Source organism: Streptomyces sp. DSM 40750 (assembly GCF_024612035.1).
Classification (GTDB): Bacteria; Actinomycetota; Actinomycetes; order Streptomycetales; family Streptomycetaceae; genus Streptomyces.
On the sequence record NZ_CP102513.1, the window covers coordinates 7094992 to 7114685 of the forward strand.

The 19694-nt window shown below is 71.1% G+C and carries 15 protein-coding genes and 1 riboswitch; of the genes, 6 read left to right on the forward strand and 9 right to left on the reverse strand.

Features of this window, described 5'->3' with window-relative positions:
* Nucleotides 1-31 precede the first annotated feature (31 nt).
* Nucleotides 32-1516, reverse strand: coding sequence for a PspC domain-containing protein (locus tag JIX55_RS31715; protein ID WP_257566647.1), 1485 nt, complete (start codon nt 1514-1516; stop codon nt 32-34).
* A 167-nt stretch (nt 1517-1683) separates the two neighbouring features.
* On the opposite strand from JIX55_RS31715, the gene JIX55_RS31720 reads away from it, so the two are divergent.
* Nucleotides 1684-2973, forward strand: coding sequence for an ATP-binding protein (locus tag JIX55_RS31720; RefSeq protein WP_257566648.1), 1290 nt, complete (start codon nt 1684-1686; stop codon nt 2971-2973).
* A 209-nt stretch (nt 2974-3182) separates the two neighbouring features.
* Nucleotides 3183-3908: a LuxR C-terminal-related transcriptional regulator gene (locus JIX55_RS31725; RefSeq protein WP_443046732.1), complete on the forward strand. Its 726-nt coding sequence runs from the start codon at nt 3183-3185 to the stop codon at nt 3906-3908.
* A gap of 33 nt (nt 3909-3941) precedes the next feature.
* On the opposite strand, the gene JIX55_RS31730 is transcribed toward JIX55_RS31725, so the two are convergent.
* From JIX55_RS31730 to JIX55_RS31740, 3 genes are all read right to left on the reverse strand, one after another.
* Nucleotides 3942-4094 carry a hypothetical protein gene (locus tag JIX55_RS31730; protein ID WP_257566649.1) on the reverse strand — a complete coding sequence of 51 codons (153 nt, stop codon included), beginning with the start codon at nt 4092-4094 and terminating at the stop codon, nt 3942-3944.
* Nucleotides 4095-4105: 11 nt separating this feature from the next.
* Nucleotides 4106-4594 carry a hypothetical protein gene (locus JIX55_RS31735; protein ID WP_257566650.1) on the reverse strand — a complete coding sequence of 163 codons (489 nt, stop codon included), beginning with the start codon at nt 4592-4594 and terminating at the stop codon, nt 4106-4108.
* Nucleotides 4595-4703: 109 nt separating this feature from the next.
* Nucleotides 4704-5780 carry a C40 family peptidase gene (locus JIX55_RS31740; RefSeq protein ID WP_257566651.1) on the reverse strand — a complete coding sequence of 359 codons (1077 nt, stop codon included), beginning with the start codon at nt 5778-5780 and terminating at the stop codon, nt 4704-4706.
* A 513-nt stretch (nt 5781-6293) separates the two neighbouring features.
* Between JIX55_RS31740 and JIX55_RS31745 the strand changes: the two genes are divergently transcribed.
* Nucleotides 6294-6647, forward strand: a complete 354-nt coding sequence (locus tag JIX55_RS31745; RefSeq protein WP_257566652.1) for a hypothetical protein — start codon at nt 6294-6296, stop codon at nt 6645-6647.
* A gap of 38 nt (nt 6648-6685) precedes the next feature.
* Here the strand turns inward: JIX55_RS31745 and JIX55_RS31750 are convergent, their stop codons facing one another.
* Nucleotides 6686-7852 (reverse strand): C40 family peptidase, encoded by a 1167-nt coding sequence (locus JIX55_RS31750; RefSeq protein WP_257566653.1) that lies wholly within the window; start codon nt 7850-7852, stop codon nt 6686-6688.
* 9 nt (nt 7853-7861) lie between these two features.
* Nucleotides 7862-8034: riboswitch (cyclic di-AMP (ydaO/yuaA leader) on the reverse strand.
* 239 nt (nt 8035-8273) lie between these two features.
* Here JIX55_RS31750 and pcrA point away from each other — a divergent pair.
* Complete coding sequence (gene pcrA, locus JIX55_RS31755) at nt 8274-10808, forward strand: DNA helicase PcrA (RefSeq protein ID WP_257566654.1); 2535 nt, start codon at nt 8274-8276, stop codon at nt 10806-10808.
* A 96-nt stretch (nt 10809-10904) separates the two neighbouring features.
* On the opposite strand, the gene JIX55_RS31760 is transcribed toward pcrA, so the two are convergent.
* Together JIX55_RS31760 and JIX55_RS31765 are read right to left on the reverse strand one after the other, a co-directional pair.
* Nucleotides 10905-12491, reverse strand: a complete 1587-nt coding sequence (locus tag JIX55_RS31760; RefSeq protein ID WP_257566655.1) for a M23 family metallopeptidase — start codon at nt 12489-12491, stop codon at nt 10905-10907.
* A gap of 400 nt (nt 12492-12891) precedes the next feature.
* The gene (locus tag JIX55_RS31765; RefSeq protein ID WP_257566656.1) at nt 12892-13752 is read right to left on the reverse strand and encodes a lipase family alpha/beta hydrolase; all 861 of its coding nucleotides are present in this window, start codon (nt 13750-13752) and stop codon (nt 12892-12894) included.
* A 673-nt stretch (nt 13753-14425) separates the two neighbouring features.
* On the opposite strand from JIX55_RS31765, the gene JIX55_RS31770 reads away from it, so the two are divergent.
* A complete protein-coding gene (locus JIX55_RS31770; RefSeq protein ID WP_257566657.1) occupies nt 14426-14842 on the forward strand; it encodes a cobalamin B12-binding domain-containing protein in 417 nt (138 codons plus the stop codon).
* Nucleotides 14843-15069: 227 nt separating this feature from the next.
* Here JIX55_RS31770 and JIX55_RS31775 read toward each other — a convergent pair whose 3' ends face one another.
* Nucleotides 15070-16683, reverse strand: a complete 1614-nt coding sequence (locus tag JIX55_RS31775) for a DUF5691 domain-containing protein (protein ID WP_257566658.1) — start codon at nt 16681-16683, stop codon at nt 15070-15072.
* A gap of 58 nt (nt 16684-16741) precedes the next feature.
* The gene (locus tag JIX55_RS31780) at nt 16742-18118 is read right to left on the reverse strand and encodes an SWIM zinc finger family protein (protein ID WP_257566659.1); all 1377 of its coding nucleotides are present in this window, start codon (nt 18116-18118) and stop codon (nt 16742-16744) included.
* Between the two features lie 133 nt (nt 18119-18251).
* Here JIX55_RS31780 and JIX55_RS31785 point away from each other — a divergent pair, with 133 nt between their 5' ends.
* Nucleotides 18252-19442, forward strand: a complete 1191-nt coding sequence (locus JIX55_RS31785; RefSeq protein ID WP_257566660.1) for an ATP-binding protein — start codon at nt 18252-18254, stop codon at nt 19440-19442.
* The last annotated feature ends 252 nt before the right edge of the window (nt 19443-19694 follow it).

Here is a 19694-nt window from a genome sequence, read left to right on the forward strand (position 1 = left end):
GAGGCCGGCGACGAGCTTCCCCGGCCGGAACTCATGCCGCAGCACGGGCCACCTCCGCCTGTCCGAGACCGACTTCGAGGTCGATGGTGATCGTGCCGCCGCTGTCCGAGCCCTTCGCCGGGGACAGTGTCAGCCGATCGCTCCTGTCCGGTGCCACGTCCACGTCCTCCTTGTCGTCACCCGGCAACTGGATGTCACCCAGGCCCACTTCGATGTCGAGCCGCACGGTGACGTCCGGCGGAACCACCACCTTCACCTTGCCCGCGCCCACCTCCACTGTCGTCGCCAGCGTCTCTCCCTTCGCCACGTCCACCCTGGACAGGTCCAGCGTGCCCACACCGGTCCCCAGCTCGTACCGGGCTGCCACGCTTGTCGCGTTCCGCGGGGTCCACTCCGTACGGACCCAGTCGGTGGTGATGTTTGCCGGGAGCGCCGCCGTGCAGGCCAGGAGTCCCGCCGTGACCACCGCCAGGAAGATCGACCCCGCGCCCGTACGGCCCAGGAAGGCGCTCAGGGCTATGCCCAGGCCGAACACGGTCAGCGCGCAGGCCAGGCCGGTCTGCAGGCTGGCGGCCAGTGTGCGGTCCTCCCAGGTCGCGCCGGTACCGATGCCGCCGGCGAGCAGCGCCAGCAGGAAGACCCAGCCGCCTGTCCAGCGCGGCCCGCGCGGCTTCGGCGGGCGCACCGTGCGTATGTCCTGGCGGGAGGGCGGCACGCCCCGGGCGATGTTGACGGCCGCAGCCATGTCCCGGTCGCGGGTCTCCCACGGCCCCCACAGATAGCCTGTGCCGCCCACATGCGTCCCGTCCTTGATGATCGGGTCGCGCCACCAGGAGGGGTAGGCGGTGGCCACGGGCGGCGCCTGGGCCTCCGGCGGGGCGTCCGCCACGGCCTGCGCGGCCAGCGGATCCGGGTCGGGGGCGCCACGCTGTCGCGACCAGTACCCCGCGCCGGCCAGGAGCAGGGAGACGACCACGGAGAAGGTCAGAACGGTGGTGTTGCTCAGCAGGGTGAGGAAGACGCCGCAGCCGACCAGCGCGAAGAGCACGGCCGTCAGGGCATGGCCGTCGACCCGGCCGGTCAGCAGCTTGCGTACCTCGTTCTCCTCCTCGTCGTCGTACGGCACGAACAGCCAGGCGAAGCCGTAGAAGATGAGGCCGAAGCCGCCGGTCGCGGAGAGCACCGCGAGCACCACCCGGAAGATCACCGGGTCCATGTCGCACTGCCGCCCCAGCCCCGCACAGACACCGCCCAGCATCTTGTACCGCCGGTCACGGCGGAACTTGTACGGAGCGGCGGGGGCGCCCGCCGGATCGCCGGGGGCGGGCCGGCCCGCAGCCCCGGCCGGGTCGGTGGTGGCCGCTTGATCCGTCCCCGCGCCCGCGTCCTCGTGCGCGCGCGGCTCCTTGGTCGTGCCCGGTCGGGGCACGGCGTCCTGCGGCTCGGTGGGGGGCCGCCGGGAGTGCGGACCCGAGCCGGGGCCCGGCTCCGCTGCCGCGTGCTGGTGATCCGTCATGCGTCCATCGTGACCGCCGAGCCGGTCCGATGGCAGTCGGGATGACCCTGGTCGAACCCTGATATCCGCCCGGGGGATGTGTTCGATCACGGCCTGGCCGAAGATCAGGGGCGTCTCGGGGGTCGACCCTGATGCCTCGATCCGCCGTGCGTGTGAACATCGATGGCATGCCGGAAGCCGCAGCACTGCCAGTCGACACTCCGCGGCCCCCGCGCAAGCTCTACCGCAGCAGCGACGGACGCTGGCTCGGAGGCGTGGCGCGAGGGCTCGCCGGACATCTCGGGCTGCCCGTGACCTGGGTGCGGCTCGTGTTCGCCGGCCTCTTCCTGTCGGACGGCCTCGGCGCGCTGGTGTACGCGGCGTTCTGGTTCTTCGTGCCGCTCGGCGTGGGCGGCGTCGACAACCAGCGGCCCCCGGCCATCGCCACGGAGACCTCCCCCGACGGCCGCCGTAAGCTCGTGGCCCGTAAGCCCGACCGGGGCCAGATAGTCGCCCTCCTCCTCATGGTCGTCGTGGCCATGGTCTTCGTCGGCAATGTGGACCTGGGCGAGGCGGCCCGGGCGTATCTCTGGCCGACCGTGCTCGTCGCGGCCGGCGTCGCCCTGGTCTGGCGTCAGGCGGACAACGCGCGGCGGGCCCGCTGGGCCGAGGTCGGCCGCCGTCGGCGGACGATCACATGGCTCCGCTCCGTCGCGGGTGTCCTGCTGGTCACCGCGGGCGTCTCCGGGATATTCGTCCTGCAGGGCTCCGCCGCCCACCTCGGCTCCGTGCTGCAGGCCGCGCTCGCGGTCCTCGTCGGTATAGCGCTGCTGGCCGGCCCGTACCTCGTCCGTATGACCCAGGACCTCTCCGAGGAGCGCCTGATGCGCATCCGTGCCCAGGAGCGGGCGGAGGTCGCGGCACACGTCCACGACTCGGTGCTGCACACGCTCACGCTGATACAGCGCAACGCGGACAACGCGAACGAGGTCCGCCGCCTCGCCCGCGCCCAGGAGCGCGACCTGCGCAACTGGCTGTACAAACCCGAGGGCACCGGAAAGGACGAGGAGGACGAGCCCAACACGCTCGCCGAGGCCGTGCGGCGCAACGCGGCGGAGGTCGAGGACAAGCACGGCGTTCCCATAGAGGTGGTCGTCGTCGGCGACTGCCCCCTCGATGAGGGACTGACCGCGCAGATGCAGGCCGCGCGCGAGGCGATGGTGAACGCCGCCAAGTACGGTGGCGAGGGCGGCGCCGTACAGGTCTTCGCCGAGGTCGAGGGAAGGACGGTCTTCGTGTCCGTCCGCGACCGCGGTCCCGGCTTCGACTTCGACGCGATACCCGCCGACCGCATGGGCGTCAGAGAATCGATCATCGGCCGCATGGAGCGCAACGGTGGCACGGCACGGCTCCGCGCCGTACCGGACGGCGGCACGGAGGTCGAGCTGGAGATGGAGAGGGCGGAGACGACGTCATGAGTGACGCGAACGGGGCGAACGACCTTGCCGCACAGGGCGGTTCGGGCATTGGCTCGGGCGGGGACCAGGGAGGCCCGGCCGCGCGGGACACCGGGCCGGTCGAAGGCGGGCCCAACGAGTCCGACCGGCCCGACCACCCCGATGAGTCCAACGAGGCCGCTGGGACCGGGGATTCCGGTGCGACCGCTGCGACTGGGGATTCCGCCGGTATCGGGGCCGCCGACGCCGGGGTCTCCGCGACCGGTGCCGCCGGGGCGGGTGTCTCCGGGCCCGGACGGCATGTCCGGGTCGTGCTGGTGGACGATCACCGGATGTTCCGTACGGGTGTGCGGGCCGAGATCGGGCAGACGGAGCGCACGGGCGTGGAGGTCGTCGGGGAGGCGCCCGACGTCGACCAGGCGGTCTCGGTGATCACGAGCACGCGGCCCGAGGTGGTGCTCCTGGACGTCCATCTGCCCGGTGGCGGTGGCGTCGAAGTCCTGCGCCGCTGTTCGGCGTTGATGGCGGACGCCGAGCAGCCCGTCCGCTTCCTCGCCCTGTCCGTGTCGGATGCGGCGGAGGACGTGATCGGTGTGATCCGGGGCGGTGCGCGCGGCTATGTCACCAAGACGATCACCGGCACCGACCTCGTCGACTCCATCTTCCGGGTCCAGGACGGCGACGCGGTCTTCTCCCCGCGCCTGGCCGGCTTCGTCCTCGACGCCTTCGCCTCCACCGACGCCCCGCCCGTCGACGAGGACCTCGACCGGCTCACCCAGCGAGAGCGCGAGGTGCTGCGTCTCATCGCCCGTGGTTATGCGTACAAGGAGATCGCCAAGCAGCTCTACATCTCGGTGAAGACGGTGGAGTCCCATGTCTCCGCCGTACTGCGGAAGTTGCAGCTCTCCAACCGGCACGAGCTGACGAGGTGGGCGACGGCACGACGCCTGGTGTGAGGGCGGCGACTGCCCACCGGTGGAATCGGGGGCTCAGCTCGTCGCGGTCGTGCGGTTCGCCGCCAGGCCGTCGAGGAGGGCCTTGAGGCCGAGTTCGAAGGTCTGGTCGGGGGCGGCGTTGTACTGGGTGGCGGCGGGGGTGCGCAGGCGGGGGAAGGCCATGGCGACCTCGGTCGCCTTGGCCATGGTGTCCCGCATCAGTTGCGGGACGGATGGCTCGACGTGAACGTCATCGAAGCGGAGTTCTGCGGCAAGGTCCCGTCCCCGACCGGCAAGCCGTCTGCGGTGCCCGGACTGCTTCGTTCTCGGTGACCCACCGTCTTGAAGAAGGTGTAGGGGACGTGCCGTCGTCTTCGTCCGTCGCGGTGCGGCGCAGGTCGGCGATGCCCCGGTCCCGGTACCGCGCCCCGGGGCTCGCCGCAGGACCCGGCGCCGACACGGGCCGTTCGGGCCGGGACCGCGACCAGGTGAACCGTCTGGGTGCCGACCCCGCATCCGACCTCCAGGACCTTGGCGCCCGCCGGGTACGCCGTGTCGTGATGGAGGAGGTCGGAGAGGGTGTCGGCCTGGTCGGCGAGGCGGCGGGACTCGTGGGCGGAGTAGCCGTGGATGTAGTTGTCGATGTCCTCGGTGGGACCGGATGCGGGAGGGGGCTGGGACGTGGACGTGGACGCAGTGGTCGTCACGAGGAGTGAGTCTCGTCGGGAAGGAGCAGGCCGAACACGGCCAATGGGCGGTGTCGTAGGTGGGCCAATCCCGCCCCGCTCAGCCACCTCCGGGGTTCGAGTGGCCCGCTCAGGCCACCCGTGTGGCTCCCGCGAACGGCATCTCGTCGAGCGGCGCCACCCGTACCGGGGCCGACGGGTTCGGGGCGTGGACCATCTGGCCGTTGCCGACGTAGATGCCCACGTGGCTGATGCCGGAGTAGAAGAAGACGAGGTCGCCGGGGCGGAGTTCGGAGCGGGCGACGCGGCGGCCGGCGTTGATCTGGGAGTAGGTGGTGCGGGGGAGCGAGATGCCGGCGGCGCGGAAGGCGGCCTGGGTGAGGCCGGAGCAGTCGAAGGCGTTGGGGCCGGTGGCGCCCCAGACGTAGGGGCTGCCGAGCTTGGAGTAGGCGTAGGCGATGGCCGCCGCGGCTCGGGAGTTGGGGGCGTCGGCGGTGGCGGCCGCTGAGACCGGGCCGGTGAGGCCGCGCCGGGACGAGGCGGAGGAGCGCGAGGCGTGTCCCGTGGCGCCGCCCGCGGTGTCGAACCATGCCCGGTCCTCGGCGGTGAGCCGGCCGAGCAGCTGTCGCGCGTCGCTCAGCTTCGAGGTGACGGTCTTCTTGTGCCGCTTCAGCTCCGTCTGCCGGGTCTTGAGGGTGCCCAGTTCGACGCGGGCGGCCCCGCGCAGCCGTTCGATGTCCAGCAACTGCTTCCGTACGCTGGACACGTCCGCCGCCTGGCGGCTGCCGACGCGCTCGGCGAGGGCGGCGCCGTCCAGGTACTCGTCCGGATCGGCGGACAGCGCCAGCTGCCAGGAAGGGGCCATGCCCCCGCCGCGGTACTGCGCCGCGGCCAGCGAACCGAGGTCGTCCCGCGCCGAGTTGAGCCGGTCGGTGCGGCGGGCGGCCTGGTCGCGCAGCTCTTCGAGGTTCTCCTGGGTCTTGTCGGCCTTGTCCTTCGCACCGTTGTACTTCTCGGTGGCGACCTCGGCCTCTTGGTACAGCTTGTTCACTTTCGCCTTGACCTGCTCAGGCGTGAGCTGTGGGTCGGCGTGCCCGGTGCCGTCGAAACCGGTCGCTGTCGCCGCGCCCGCGAGGGCGAACGTCGCGGCGGTGCGGACCGTATGGCCGCCGAGTGAGCGCTGTCTGGGCTTGCGGTGCGCTGCCACGTGGAGTCCATGTCCTCTCCGTACGACCGCCGTCCGTAGTACGAACATCGTCTGTCCGTACGGGACCGCCTGGGGGAGCGGTTACGCGTCCGGCGGCGGCCCGCACAGGGGGAGCGGGACGCCGCCGGACCTTTCTCGGCGGTGGTGTCCGACTGCCGCCCCTGGCCCGGGCGGCGGTGGGGAGCCGGTCACCTGCTGGAGGACGGTAAGCCGGGCCGTGTCGGCCCTGTAACGCGTTGTGCGGAAGTGGCGTGCACCGACCGCGAGGTGACCGTATGCGACCGTGATCCGGTCCTGGCGCCGCCGACTTCACGCTGTGCGATGACCGATGCGGCGATTTCGGACCGGGTGGCGGTGCGGCGGTGCTATAGGGCGCATATATGCAAGATCATTACGGTGCTTCGGACGCCGCGGAGCCCCCTCTGCATCCCTCTTCCACTAGCCCCCTCGGCGTGCCCGTCGGAACCCGCCCCGCCGTCCGGCCGAACACGGGCCTCTCATTAGGCTCCGCCCATGGACGTACTCATCCACCTCTTCGTCGCCCTCCACATCATCGGCATCGCCTCCCTCCTCGGCGGCTTCCTCACCCAGATGGAGGCCATGGGCCAGGGCACCGCCCGCTTCGTCCCGGCCATGCTCCACGGCGCCCTCGTCATGCTCGTGACGGGAGCCGTCCTCGTCGGCCTCAACCAGGCGGACGACCAGCCGGTCGACAACGTCAAGATCGGCATCAAGCTGGCGCTGCTGATCGTGATCCTGGGGCTGGTGTATGTGAAGCGGGACGAGGAGACGGTGGAGAAGCCGCTGTTCGGGCTGGTGGGCGCACTGACCACCGCGAACATCTTCATCGCGGTGCTCTGGACCTGAGTTCTCCGGTCTCTGGCAGGGCCCGGGCGCCCCGGCGACTACGCCGGCCGCACCACGCTGTGGATCGATGACTCACCGTCGTAGAACACCGACTCCTCGCGGACGTACGCACCCGGCTTCGGGGCGTGGATCATCATGCCGTTGCCGATGTAGAGGCCTACGTGGCCGATGTTGTCGTAGAAGAAGATCAGGTCACCTGGCTTGGCGTTGGCGAGGGCGACGGTGGTGCCGGCGTTGACCTGGTCGTAGGTGGTGCGGGGGAGGTCGACGCCGGCGGCCTTCCAGGCGGCCTGGGTGAGGCCGGAGCAGTCGTAGGAGCCGGGGCCGGTGGCGCCCCAGACGTACGGCTTGCCGATCTGCGCGCGGGCGAAGGCGATGGCCTTGGCGGCCTTCGAGGCGTAGGTGGAGTCCTCGGCCGGGGCGGAGGTCTCGGTGGACGTCTCCGTTGCGGTGGAGGTCTCCTGCTGAGTGCTCTGGGCTTCCTGGGTCTCCTGCGCCGCGGCCTGCCGGCGCGCCAGCTCCTCCGCCTTGCGCTCGGCCTCCTCCTGCTCGCGCTGTTCGATCGCGGCGAGCCGTGCCTGCTCCTCGGCGGTGAGGGTGGAGAGCAGTTCGCGGGCCTCGGCCAGCTTCGCCTGGACCTTGGCCTTGCTGGTCTTGAGGGTGTTCTGCGACTCGGTGAGCTGTTCGAGGCTGTCGCTCGCCGCCCGGCGCTGCTCCGCCGCCTCGGTCTGCTGTGTGATGTACCCGTCGACGGCTTCCTTCTGACGGTCCGTCAGCCGGTCCATCAGCTGGTTCTGGTCGAAGTAGTCCTGCGGACTGTCCGCCAGGAGCAGCGACGCTCCGTCGGGGGCCGCCGCGCCCGTGCGGTACTGGGCGGCCGCGAACGAACCCAGTTGCTCCCGCGCCTCGTTGAGCTTGTCCGTGCGCTTGGCGACGTCGTCGAGAAGGGTGTCGACCTTCTTCTTCTGCTTGGTCGCCTTCTCCTTGGCCGAGTTGTAGTTCTCGGTCGCCGTCTCGGCCTGACGGTAGAGGTCGTCGACCTTCTTCTCGACTTCCTCCAGGCTCGGCTTGTCGTCGGTCGACGGGGCGGCGGTGGCCGTCTGGGAGAGCAGGGCCACGGAGGTGAGGGCGGCCGTGGCGAGAGCGGGGGTGCGTATACCCGCGCGCGTCCGGCCGGCCGGACGCGGCTTGCGGTGCGGCGCCATGGTTCGGCGTCTCCTTCCGTTGTCCGCCTACCGAGTTAGCTGTCGGGTTCGGGCGCAAGCTTCGGAAGGTTTGCCCTACGACCCTCACCGCGTACGGCGGTCGGATCGATTCACCCCAGAGGTCGGTGGGTCCCCGGCTCCGGCTGCCTCGGGAGGCGTACCGGACTCGGCGGAGGCCGTGCGGCCCGGCGACGTTCGCCGGTTGGGTCGTACGGCCTGAGAAAACGCTAGCCAACTCATGTGGTCCGTGTGAAGGTTGATGTTCGATATGCCCGATACGTTTTCGTGACATTAGCCTCTCGGACGCGACAGATGGTACGTTCGATCGCTCACCGTCGTGATGTGGGTACGACGAGTGGCGGATGCGGACTTTTCGGGGTGGCCCCTCGCTGTCAGTGGGGGCGCCTAGACTCGGAGAGCGATGAGCAGCCTCTTTGACGACAGCTTCCTGGCGGACCTCCAGGCCCCCCGCGGCCACGCGGAGGAACCTCCGCCGCCGCCCGAGGACGATCACGTACCGGAGTCGCTTCCGGACGATCTGTTCGGCGGGAAGTTCGACGTGCCGCCGGACCGGGACGAGTACTACCGTGGCGGCGCCCACCGCCCCGCCCTGGACGCGGCGGCGCTCCTGGACGGGCTGAACGAGAACCAGCGCGCGGCCGTGGTGCACGCCGGCTCGCCCCTGCTCATCGTGGCCGGCGCCGGCTCCGGCAAGACCCGCGTGCTCACCCATCGCATCGCGTATCTGCTCGGCGAGCGGCACGTCCACCCGGGTCAGATCCTCGCGATCACCTTCACCAACAAGGCCGCGGGCGAGATGAAGGAGCGCGTCGAGCAGCTCGTCGGCCCGCGGGCGAACGCGATGTGGGTGATGACCTTCCACAGCGCCTGCGTACGGATCCTCCGGCGCGAGTCGAAGAAGCTCGGCTTCACCTCGTCCTTCTCGATCTACGACGCCGCCGACAGCAAGCGGCTGATGGCGCTCGTCTGCCGTGACCTGGACCTCGACCCCAAGCGCTTCCCGCCCAAGTCCTTCAGCGCCAAGATCTCGAACCTGAAGAACGAGCTGATCGACGAGGAGGACTTCGCCGCCCAGGCCTCCGACGGCTTCGAGAAGACCCTCGCCCAGGCCTACGCGCTCTACCAGTCCCGTCTCCGCGAGGCGAACGCGCTCGACTTCGACGACCTGATCATGACGACGGTCAATCTGCTGCGCGCCTTCCCGGATGTGGCCGAGCACTACCGCCGCCGCTTCCGCCATGTCCTCGTCGACGAGTACCAGGACACCAACCACGCGCAGTACGCCCTGGTCAGAGAGCTGGTCGGTACCTCCGAGCACCCCGACGACGGACCGCCCAGCGAGTACGACGTACCACCCGCCGAGCTGTGCGTCGTGGGTGACGCCGACCAGTCGATCTACGCCTTCCGAGGCGCGACCATCCGCAACATCCTCCAGTTCGAGGAGGACTACGCGGACGCGACGACGATCCTGCTGGAGCAGAACTACCGCTCCACCCAGACCATCCTGAGCGCGGCCAACGCGGTCATCGAGCGCAACGAGTCCCGCCGCCCCAAGAACCTGTGGACCAACGCGGGCGCGGGCGCGCAGATCACCGGGTACGTCGCCGACACCGAGCACGACGAGGCCCAGTTCGTCGCAGACGAGATAGACCGACTGACGGACGCGGGAGATGCGAAGGCCGGCGACGTCGCCGTCTTCTACCGTACGAACGCCCAGTCCCGTGTCTTCGAAGAGATCTTCATCCGCGTCGGCCTGCCCTACAAGGTCGTCGGCGGCGTCCGCTTCTACGAGCGCAAGGAGGTCCGGGACGTCCTCGCGTATCTGCGCGTCCTCGCCAACCCGGAGGACTCCGTCCCGCTGCGCCGCATCCTCAACGTGCCGAAGCGCGGCATCGGCGACCGCGCCGAAGCGATGATCGACGCCCTCTCGCAGCGCGAGAAGATCAGCTTCTCGCAGGCGCTGAAGCGCGTCGACGAGGCGTACGGCATGGCGGCCCGGTCGACGAACGCCGTCAAGCGGTTCAACACGCTGATGGAGGACCTGCGGACCGTCGTCGAGTCCGGTGCCGGCCCGGCGACCATCCTGGAGGCGGTCCTCGAACGCACCGGCTATCTGGCCGAGTTGCAGGCCTCCACCGACCCGCAGGACGAGACCCGCATCGAGAACCTCCAGGAACTCGCCGCCGTCGCCCTGGAGTTCGAGCAGGAGTCCGGCACGGGCGGGACCGAGAGCGAAGGTGAGGGCGAGGACGCGGCCGCGCCCGCGGGCACGGCCTCGGGTGGGCTCTCCGGCTTCCTGGAGCGGGTGGCCCTGGTCGCCGACTCCGACCAGATCCCGGACGAGGATGAGGACGGCTCGGGCGTCATCACCCTCATGACCCTCCACACCGCCAAGGGCCTGGAGTTCCCGGTCGTCTTCCTGACCGGCATGGAGGACGGCGTCTTCCCGCACATGCGCGCCCTCGGCCAGACCAAGGAGCTGGAGGAGGAGCGCCGCCTCGCGTACGTCGGCATCACCCGCGCACGCGAACGGCTCTACCTCACCCGGTCCTCGCTGCGCAGTGCCTGGGGCCAGCCCTCGTACAACCCGCCGTCCCGCTTCCTGGAGGAGATTCCGGCCACTCACCTGCAGTGGAAGCGCACGGGCGCCTCCGCGCCGGTGTCCTCGGGCCCGGCCGCCGGTATCGCGTCCTCACTGTCGTCCTCGCGCTCCCGGTCCTCCGCCTCGGGCGCGTCCGGCTTCGCGACCCGTCGCAGCACCGAGAAGCCGGTCGTGTCCGTGGCCGTCGGCGACCGCGTCACCCACGACCAGTTCGGCCTCGGCACGGTCGTCGGCGTCAAGGGCACAGGCGCGAACGCGGAGGCGACGATCGACTTCGGCGACGCCAAGCCGAAGCGGTTGCTGCTGCGGTACGCGCCGGTGGAGAAGTTGTAGCTGCCGGTTCTCCGGCGACATGACTCGGGCCCCTGCTGAACAGCGGGGGCCCGGTCTTCGTCTCCGTTACGGCGAGGTGCGTTACGGCAGGTTGCGTTACGTCGGGTCCAGCCCGTGGCTGCGCAGCCACGGCAAGGGGTCGATGGCCGAGCCGCCCGCCGGGTGGACCTCGAAGTGCAGGTGCGGGCCGGTCGAGTTGCCCGAGTTGCCGGAGTAGGCGATGGCGTCACCGGCCTTGACGGTCGTACCCGAGGCGACCTTGTACGTGGAGAGGTGGCAGTACCAGGTCTCCGTACCGTCCTTGGCGGTCACGATGACCATGTTGCCGTAGGCGCTGTTCCACTCCGTGCGCACGGTGCCATCGGTCGCGGCCATCACCGGCGTGCCGTACGAGACGGGGAAGTCGATGCCGGTGTGCAGGGACATCCAGTTGACGCCGGACTGCCCGTAGTACGCGCTGAGTCCCTGCTGGGAGACCGGCAGCGCGAACTTCGGGCGCAGCCGCTCCTTGCGGGCCGCCTCGGCCGCAGCCTTCTTCTGTTCCAGCTCCTGCTGGGCCTTCAGATCGATGCGCTCCTGCGTCCGGCTCGCCCGGTCGGCGAAGTCGTCCGCCTCGGCGGAGAGGCTCTCCAACTGGGTGTCGAGCTGGTTGTTGGCGGTGGAGGGCTTCACCGCGGTGGCGTCGTCCGACTTGACGGACGCGGTCGTCTCCGTGTCGTCCGACGTGGCGCCGACCGAGGCCGCCGCGATCCCCGCGACCCCCATGACACAGGCCGACGGAACGGCCACGGTCAGCAGGGCGGAACGTTTGGCCGGAGCGCGCCGACGTGACCGCGAAGCCGCGCGCGTGGCCGCCCGGCCGGGGCTCGCGCTCCTGGTCACCGCCGGGGTGACCTCCTCCTCGCCGTCGAGGAGCGACGCGGCGCGGTCCGCGCCGTCGGCGTCGAACTCGCCGTCGCCGGGGAGGGGTTGGTCCTGGTCGTCGTACGGGGTGAGCTGCTCGAAGGTGGCGGTCGCCTGCTGCGCGAACTCCACGGCCGCGACGGAGAAGTCCACCACTTCGGTCTGCGGGTGCTCGTGGGCGTCGTACGACTCGTGGTCGGAGCCGCCGTGTTCGTCGGCGGCGGGCGTGCCGTCGGTGTTCCACTGCGTGGCGTCGAACGCGCCGGTGTCGAAGTGCTGGGTGCCGACCCACTGCTGGGTCTGGTCGGACGGGCCCGACTGGACCGCCTCAGCGGACTGTTCGGCCTGGAGCCAGCCGCTCGCGTCCCACTGGCCGCTGGCGTCGGGGCCCGTCGACTGCGCCGGGATCTGGGCGAGGTGCTCGTAACCGGCCGACCAGGACGTCGTGTCGTAGGTGCCCGTGTCGTACGCGGCCTGGTGCTGCGCGGCGTACGGGTCGTAGTTCAGCGTCTGGTGGCTGCCCGTCGACCACTGCGAGGCGTCGTAGGAGCCGGTGCCGTTGTCATGGCCCGGCATGTCGCCGAAGAGGGGGTCGGCCGCGAAGGTGCCGGTCGCGTGCGCGCCGGTGCCGGAGTCGAGACCTGTGGCGGTGTAGTCGCCGTACGTGGTGAAGTCGCCATAGGTGGCTTCCTGGTGGCCGTACGACGCGTAGTGCGCCGGGTCGGCTTCGGAAGCCGGAGCCGGGGGTGTTGCGGTCCCCGACGGGTGACGATCGTTCACCAACTTCTCTTTCGCCTCGACGACAGGGGCTGGCAGAGCAGTGCGGTGACTGTACCCGGCGGTATGCGGGCGCGACAATCTTCAACGGGTTTCGTGCGCGCAGGAAACGGGCAATCGAGCGTCTTTCGGCGGTCTGTGGGTACGACTTTGGCTTTGTGTTCGAAGGGCGTTCGATAGTAGGTGGCTGTGTGGGGGCGGTGGGACGGCCGCGTCGGCCGGGGTGGCGCGTTTCTCCGGCTGGTGGCGTGCCGGAGTCGGGGCGCGTTGTTGCCTTGGGGAGGGTGTCGCGGGCCGGGTGTGTAGCGGGGGCGCGTGGGCGTGCGCCGCGTTTACAGCCTTATGTCCCTGTTTGGTTCGGCTGTGGCGAGGGTCACAGTGCTCTTGCCGGTGTCCGTCGGGCTCAGGCCACGGTCAGGCCGCCGGGATGGGCGGCCGCGCGGGCCCCTGTACGGGAGGTGTCGAGGGCCTGCCGTATTCCGGCGGCGACGGCCGGGTGTACGGGCAGGGCGAGGTGGCCGATGCCGGTGACCCGGATGTTCTGGGCCATCAGGTCCGGGTGGTCGACGCAGGCGGTCTCCAGTGGATCCATCAGGTGGTCGAGGTCGCTCCAGAACGCCACGAAGTGCGTACGACAGCCCGGCGCCGGCTCGCGGAGTTCCTCCAGCACCTCCGAACCCGGTCGCATCTGGCGGACGATCGGGTGCGCGTTCGCCAGCGGCGCGACGCGAGTGCCGCCGTGCGGGGTGCCGAGCGTGACGAGCGTGCGGACGCGGTGGTCGCCGCCGAGCCGCTGCGCGTAGTACCGCGCTATCAGTCCGCCGAGGCTGTGCCCGACGACGTCCACCTGTGCCTGTCCCGTGCGCTCGCAGATGTCCTCGATGTGCCGACCGAGCAACTCGGCGGCGGTGCGGATGTCGCAGGTGAGGGGCGAGTAGTTGAGCGACTCGATGTGCCGGCCGCCGTGCTGCGCGAGGGAGCGGCGCAGCAGGACGAAGACCGAGCGGTTGTCGATGAAGCCGTGCAGCAGGACGACCGGAGGCTGCTCCTCCGTGGGGAGCCGGGGCGCGTCGGGCGGGGGGAGCGTGGGCGTGACCCGGCGCTCCTGCGTCATCCCGGCCGGGTAGAGCAGCAGATGACCGGCGAGGATCGCCAGCTCCAGGGCGGTCGCCTTGAGGAGGGTCACGGACAGGCCTGCCAGCCTGGCGGGCAGGAATCGCTCACAGAGCGGAAAAAGGGGCGCTATCGCCCTGGTGACCTTCATGCCCGACCTCCCGTCGGCAGACGGGCGGACGCCTCTGTCCCCCGTGTGCCCTTGTGGAAAGCCGCGGTGCAGGCGGTGGACGGCGGGTGCGATGCCACGCGACGCGACATGTGCGGCATGCGCGATCTGCGGTGCGTGTGCGACGCATGAGGCGCCGATCACGCTACGAGGGGCCCGACCTCCTGGCTCCCCGCTGCCCTGCCATCCGCCGTCTGCCGACGCCGATCCGCCCCATCCCCGTGGCCTCCCGCAGGTGGCGGTTCGGTGCGGCGCCCCTCTGGCGACTCTCCTTGCGCACGCTCCCCCGTGGCGCGTACGCCGCGGGGGCCTGTGGCAATCGGCCCGGCAAACGGTCCGGATGCCGCGACCACCTCAGTGATCACCTTGATCCCCGCGACGCGTGAGCCGCGGAAACCGGGAGCAGTGCGCGGCGAACGTGTCCCACCGTGTGATTTCCCCCTCGCTCTCCGCCGCGAAACTGCCGGTAGCGGGATGCTGGAGATAACGTTCGTTCACTTCGCATGGGCGCGGAACGGGTAGAAGTTCCGTGCGCCTGACGCCGTGTCGACGCACCCGGTGCGGCGAGCAGTGATGTGTACGGTTTGCACGGTTGGCGTGGCATGTGCGGCCGTGTTCTGTTACGGGTTGGTGTAGTCGTTTCATGGAGGCAGTGATGGGTGTGGCAGCCGGTCCGATCCGCGTGGTGGTCGCCAAGCCGGGACTCGACGGTCACGATCGCGGGGCCAAGGTGATCGCGCGGGCGCTGCGCGACGCCGGTATGGAGGTCATCTACACCGGCCTCCACCAGACGCCCGAGCAGATCGTCGACACGGCGATCCAGGAGGATGCCGACGCGATCGGCCTCTCCATCCTCTCCGGCGCCCACAACACCCTCTTCGCCGCCGTCATCGACCTCCTCAAGGACCGTGACGCCGAGGACATCCTCGTCTTCGGCGGCGGCATCATCCCCGAGGCGGACATCGCACCGCTGAAGGAGAAGGGTGTCGCCGAGATCTTCACACCGGGGGCGACGACGGCGTCGATCGTGGACTGGGTGCGGGCGAACGCACGACAGCCGGCGGGCGCGTAGGCCTCCGGCGTGCGGCCGCTTCCTGGCGGCTGCCGCCCCCAGGCTCCCGCTGAGTGTTCGGGGTGCGTGTTTGTCTGCGGGCGAGTGGGGGTTGCTCGCGCAGTTCCCCGCGCCCCTTAAAAGCATGGGTCGCGCCCGGGGGTCTTGCAGGGGCGCGGGGAACTGCGCGAGCAACCACACACAACCCGCACTCGCCGCACAAACCTCCCCCCCAGCTCTCGTGCGCTTCACTGTGGCGGCGCCAGCTCCCCCTGCATCGTCGCCCGCAACCGCAACGTAGTGGTCAGCCGCTGAAACGCCTCGGCCCAGTACCCCCCAGCCCCCGGCGCAGAGTCCTCCGCATCCTCCGGCGTAGCCGTGAGCGGCTCGAGACGCACCACCTCCACAGGATCCAGACACCGCTCGGCCAGCCCCATCACCCCACTGAAACTCCAGGGATAGCTCCCCGCGTCCCGCGCGATATTGAGCGCGTCCACCACGGCCCGCCCCAACGGCGGAGCCCACGGCACCGCACACACACCCAACAGCTGAAACGCCTCCGACAACCCATGCGTGGCGATGAACCCCGCCACCCACCCGGCCCGCTCTCCACCCTCCAGCGTCGCCAGCAACTTCGCCCGCTCGGCCAGCGACACGGCCCCCGGACCCCCGGCCTCCGGCGTGGAGGGCGACCCCAACAACGCCCGCGACCACCCGGGATCCCGCTGCCGCACCGCCGCCCGGCACCACGCCCCGTGCAACTCCCCCCGCCAGTCGTCCGCGACCGGCAGCGCCACGATCTCCTCCGGCGTACGCCCCCCGAACCGCCGCGACCACGCCCCGAGCGGCGCCGCCTCCACCAACTGGCCCAGCCACCACGACCGTTCACCCCGCCCGGCCGGAGCCTTGGGCAGCACACCATCACGTTCCATGCCGGGGTTGCACTCGTGCGGTGCCTCGACCACGAGCGTGGGCGCGCCGACGGTGTGGTCGACGGCCACACACGCGGTCGCCCGCTTCGCCATCCGCTCCGCGAGCGCGGAGTCGGGCAGCGCGGACAGCAGCTCCGCCGCCGTCGCCCGCACATTCCGGCTGCGGTCCGCCAACCCGGCCTCCAGGAACGGCTCGTCCTGCGCCCCCAGCCCCGTGCGGAGTGTGTCGAGGAACATGAGCCGGTCCTCGGCCCGCTCCGTCGACCATGTGGACGCCAGCAACTCGCGTGCCGACGCGGCATCCCGTGCCCGTACCGCCGTGAGCAGCGCGACGCGCTCCGCGAACAGGCCTTCCCGCCAGAGCCGTTGGATCCGCTCCGGCTCGTCCGGACCGGGCAGGGCCGCGCCACCGCCCGGCGTGGCACGCAGCGCGAACCGCCAGTCCGTGTTCAGCCGTGCCAGCCACAGCGCACGCGTGCCCGCGAAGGTCAGGGCGGCGGGGCGCAGATCCGTACGGCCGCGTGCCGCGTCCAGCAGCGCGGGCAGGGCCTCCGGAGGCGCCGCATACCCGTATGCGTTGGCCAATGCCAGCCACTGGGGCAGCAGTTCCATCAGATCGGGCGCCGCACCCCGGCGGCCGCCACCCGTGCCGGGCCGGTCGGCCAGCAAGGTCGCGAGTCTCCGCGTCGCGGCGGGCGGCAACGGCGGCCGCCGATCCGGTGCCACCGGCTCCGGCCGCGCCACCGCCCGCACGGGCCGTATCCCAGCCCTGCGCCGCACGGTCTCCGTGGCCGCCGCGTCCAGCAGCGCCACGGGCGCCTCCCGGCCCGGCGCCGACCCCGGCGGCGTACGGCGATCCGTACCGAGCAGCGCCGTGGTGACGAGCTCCTCCCAGGAGGACCCCGCCGAAGCTTCTGACGTGCTGGTCATGAGGTTCCTTCCGTAGACCGTGAACCGCTGCTCCCGCCGCTGCCTGCGACGCCGTCCCTCAGCACAAAGCCACCGCCTGCCCGACCGCCCCCGACGTCTCCTCTGGCCCCTCCGCCCAAGCCGTCAGAGGTGTGAAGCCACGGTGGCCGCACTCGCCGAAGACCGTGACGGGTGTGCCGCCGGAGAGGGCGACGAGGCGCCACAGGCCCGGGCGGGAGCGGGCGGACGGGGTGATGGGGAGGGCCAGATCGCTGTCGGCGTCGGCCAGTTGCCAGGAGTCGCCGTCCGGGGTCGGTATGACACGGGTGAGGGTGACCGGATAGGAGTCCAGCCAGGGGTCGTCCCGGAGGGCCTCGCCGTAGCGGGCCGCCGCTTCGGCCGGAGTGACCCCCGGCGGTCGTAGGGCGGCGGGCTCGGGCGCGGTGAATCGCTCGCCCAGGGCCGCTCGTAGTTGTCCCGTGCCCGGGTACGCCGACACCTCCGCCTCGAAGGCCAGACCGACCGGGAGCGACAGCTCGGGGGCGCGGCCGGCGGCTCCGTAGGAGAGGAGCAGTGCCGTGCGGCCCGACTCGGTGCCGTGGAGCCAGATGCGGCGGGTGGTGAGACGGGAGTCGGACGTGTCGTACTGGGCGAGGGCGAGCCAGCGGTCGCGGACCGGCGGGCCGTCCGGAGAGCCGGGCAGGCCGACCCGGGAGCGGACCGTGGCCGCGAGGCCGTCCGGGAGCCGCTCGCGGCGCAGCCAGCCCTGGTCCAGGAGATGGAGGAGGGCGCACTCCTCCAGGAGGCGGATCGGCCAGCCGGGGCCCGAGCCCGGTATCGCGCCCAACTCCCTTACTCGCGCGGCAAGCCCGGGGGCCTGCGCGTCGACCATGCGGGCCGCCGTCTCTTCCCACAACCCGTACCCCGCCTGCTCCGCGGCGGCCAGGCCGCCGCGGAGCAGGTCGGTCAGGCGCTGTTCGAGCTCCGTCGCGCCTGCGGTGATCCGGTCGGCGCGCCGCTCCGCTCGGCGACGCGCCGCCTCGGTGTCAGCGGACGTGGCCCCAGATGCCGCGTCCGTCCTCGTCGTCCTCTCCGCTGCGCGCGAGCGGCGGCCTGCAAGCCACTGCTCCGCCCAGTCCGGCGCCTGCCCAGGCCGCACCGCGGCGTCGTCGCCCGCCCAGAGCAGCAGCAGCCCCAGCGCATGCTTGCACGGGAACTTCCTGCTCGGACAACTGCACTTGTACGCGGGCCCGGTGGAGTCCGCGACGTCGATCACTGTCTGATACGGCTTGCTGCCACTGCCTCTGCATAGTCCCCACACCGTCCCCTCGTCCGAAGTGCCTGCCTCCGACCACGGCCCGGCCGCGCCGAGTTTGCTTCCGGCTTTGCGCGACGTGGCGTCAGGTGCCAATGCCAGCACCTGCTCAGCCGTCCAGCGCACCCCCTGCTGAGTCATGCTTCGAAGGTAGATCCCACCACTGACAATTGGCTTGCGCGATCCAATTTTCGCAGGTCAGACTGGATTGTCAGTGGCGTGGTGCAGTGTGGTCACCAGATCCGAACCGGCCGAGCTGGAGGGGGACTCAGCCATGCCTGCGTCTACTGGAACGACCACTGTCGACCCGAGCCACAACCAGTCCGCGCCCGCGAACACGCACACGCGTGCGCACATGGATGCGGGTGTGGACGCGCGCACGGGCGGCGATGTTCTGCGGGCCCACGCCGAGCACGCCTTCGCCGATGAACTGACCGCGCTGGCCGCCCAGGACGACCGGCCCCGGCCGGCCCGCTGGAAGCTCTCGCCGTGGGCCGTCGCCACATATCTGCTCGGCGGGACGCTCTCGGACGGCACGGTGATCACACCGAAGTACGTCGGGCCGCGCCGCATCGTCGAGGTCGCCGTCACGACCCTCGCCACCGACCGCGCCCTGCTCCTGCTCGGCGTGCCCGGCACCGCCAAGACCTGGGTCTCCGAGCACCTGGCGGCGGCCGTCAGCGGCGACTCCACACTGCTCGTACAAGGCACGGCGGGCACCCCGGAGGAGGCGATCCGCTACGGCTGGAACTACGCGCGGCTGCTCGCCCACGGCCCGAGTCGCGATGCCCTCGTGCCCAGCCCCGTCATGCGGGCCATGGCGGAGGGCATGACGGCCCGCGTCGAGGAGCTGACCCGTATCCCGGCCGACGTCCAGGACACGCTGATCACGATTCTGTCCGAGAAGACGCTGCCGATACCAGAGCTGGGGCAGGAAGTGCAGGCCGTCCGGGGCTTCAACCTCATCGCCACGGCCAACGACCGCGACCGCGGGGTCAACGACCTGTCCAGCGCCCTGCGCCGCCGTTTCAACACGGTGGTGCTGCCGCTGCCGGAGAGTGCCGACGCCGAGGTCGACATCGTCTCGCGCCGCGTCGACCAGATCGGCCGCTCCCTCGACCTGCCGGCCGCGCCCGACGGCATCGACGAGATCCGCCGCGTCGTCACCGTCTTCCGAGAGCTCCGCGACGGCGTCACCGCGGACGGCCGTACGAAGCTGAAGTCGCCCAGCGGCACCCTGTCGACCGCCGAGGCGATCTCCGTCGTCACCAATGGGCTGGCTCTCGCCGCCCACTTCGGCGACGGCGTCCTGCGCCCGTCCGACGTCGCCGCCGGCATCCTCGGCGCGGTCGTCCGCGACCCGGCCGCCGACCGCGTCATCTGGCAGGAGTACCTGGAGGCGGTCGTACGCGAGCGCGACGGCTGGACGGACTTCTACCGCGCCTGCCGTGAGGTGAGCGCGTGACGGGGCAGGGGGAAGGAGCGGCGCGGACCGAAGGCATCGTTCCGGTCGGTCGGCCGGAGCCGGCGGTTGAGGCGGAGGCACGTGCCGAGGGGGAGGCGTACGGCGGCGTGGAGACGCATGGCGGGGCGGGGTCGCACGGCTGGGCGGGGCCACTCGGCGGGGCGGAGATGCTTGCCGGGGCTGAGGCACACACCGACGTGGAGATGCTTGCCGGGCCGGAGACGCACGCCAGGGCGGAGGCGCAGGCCCGGG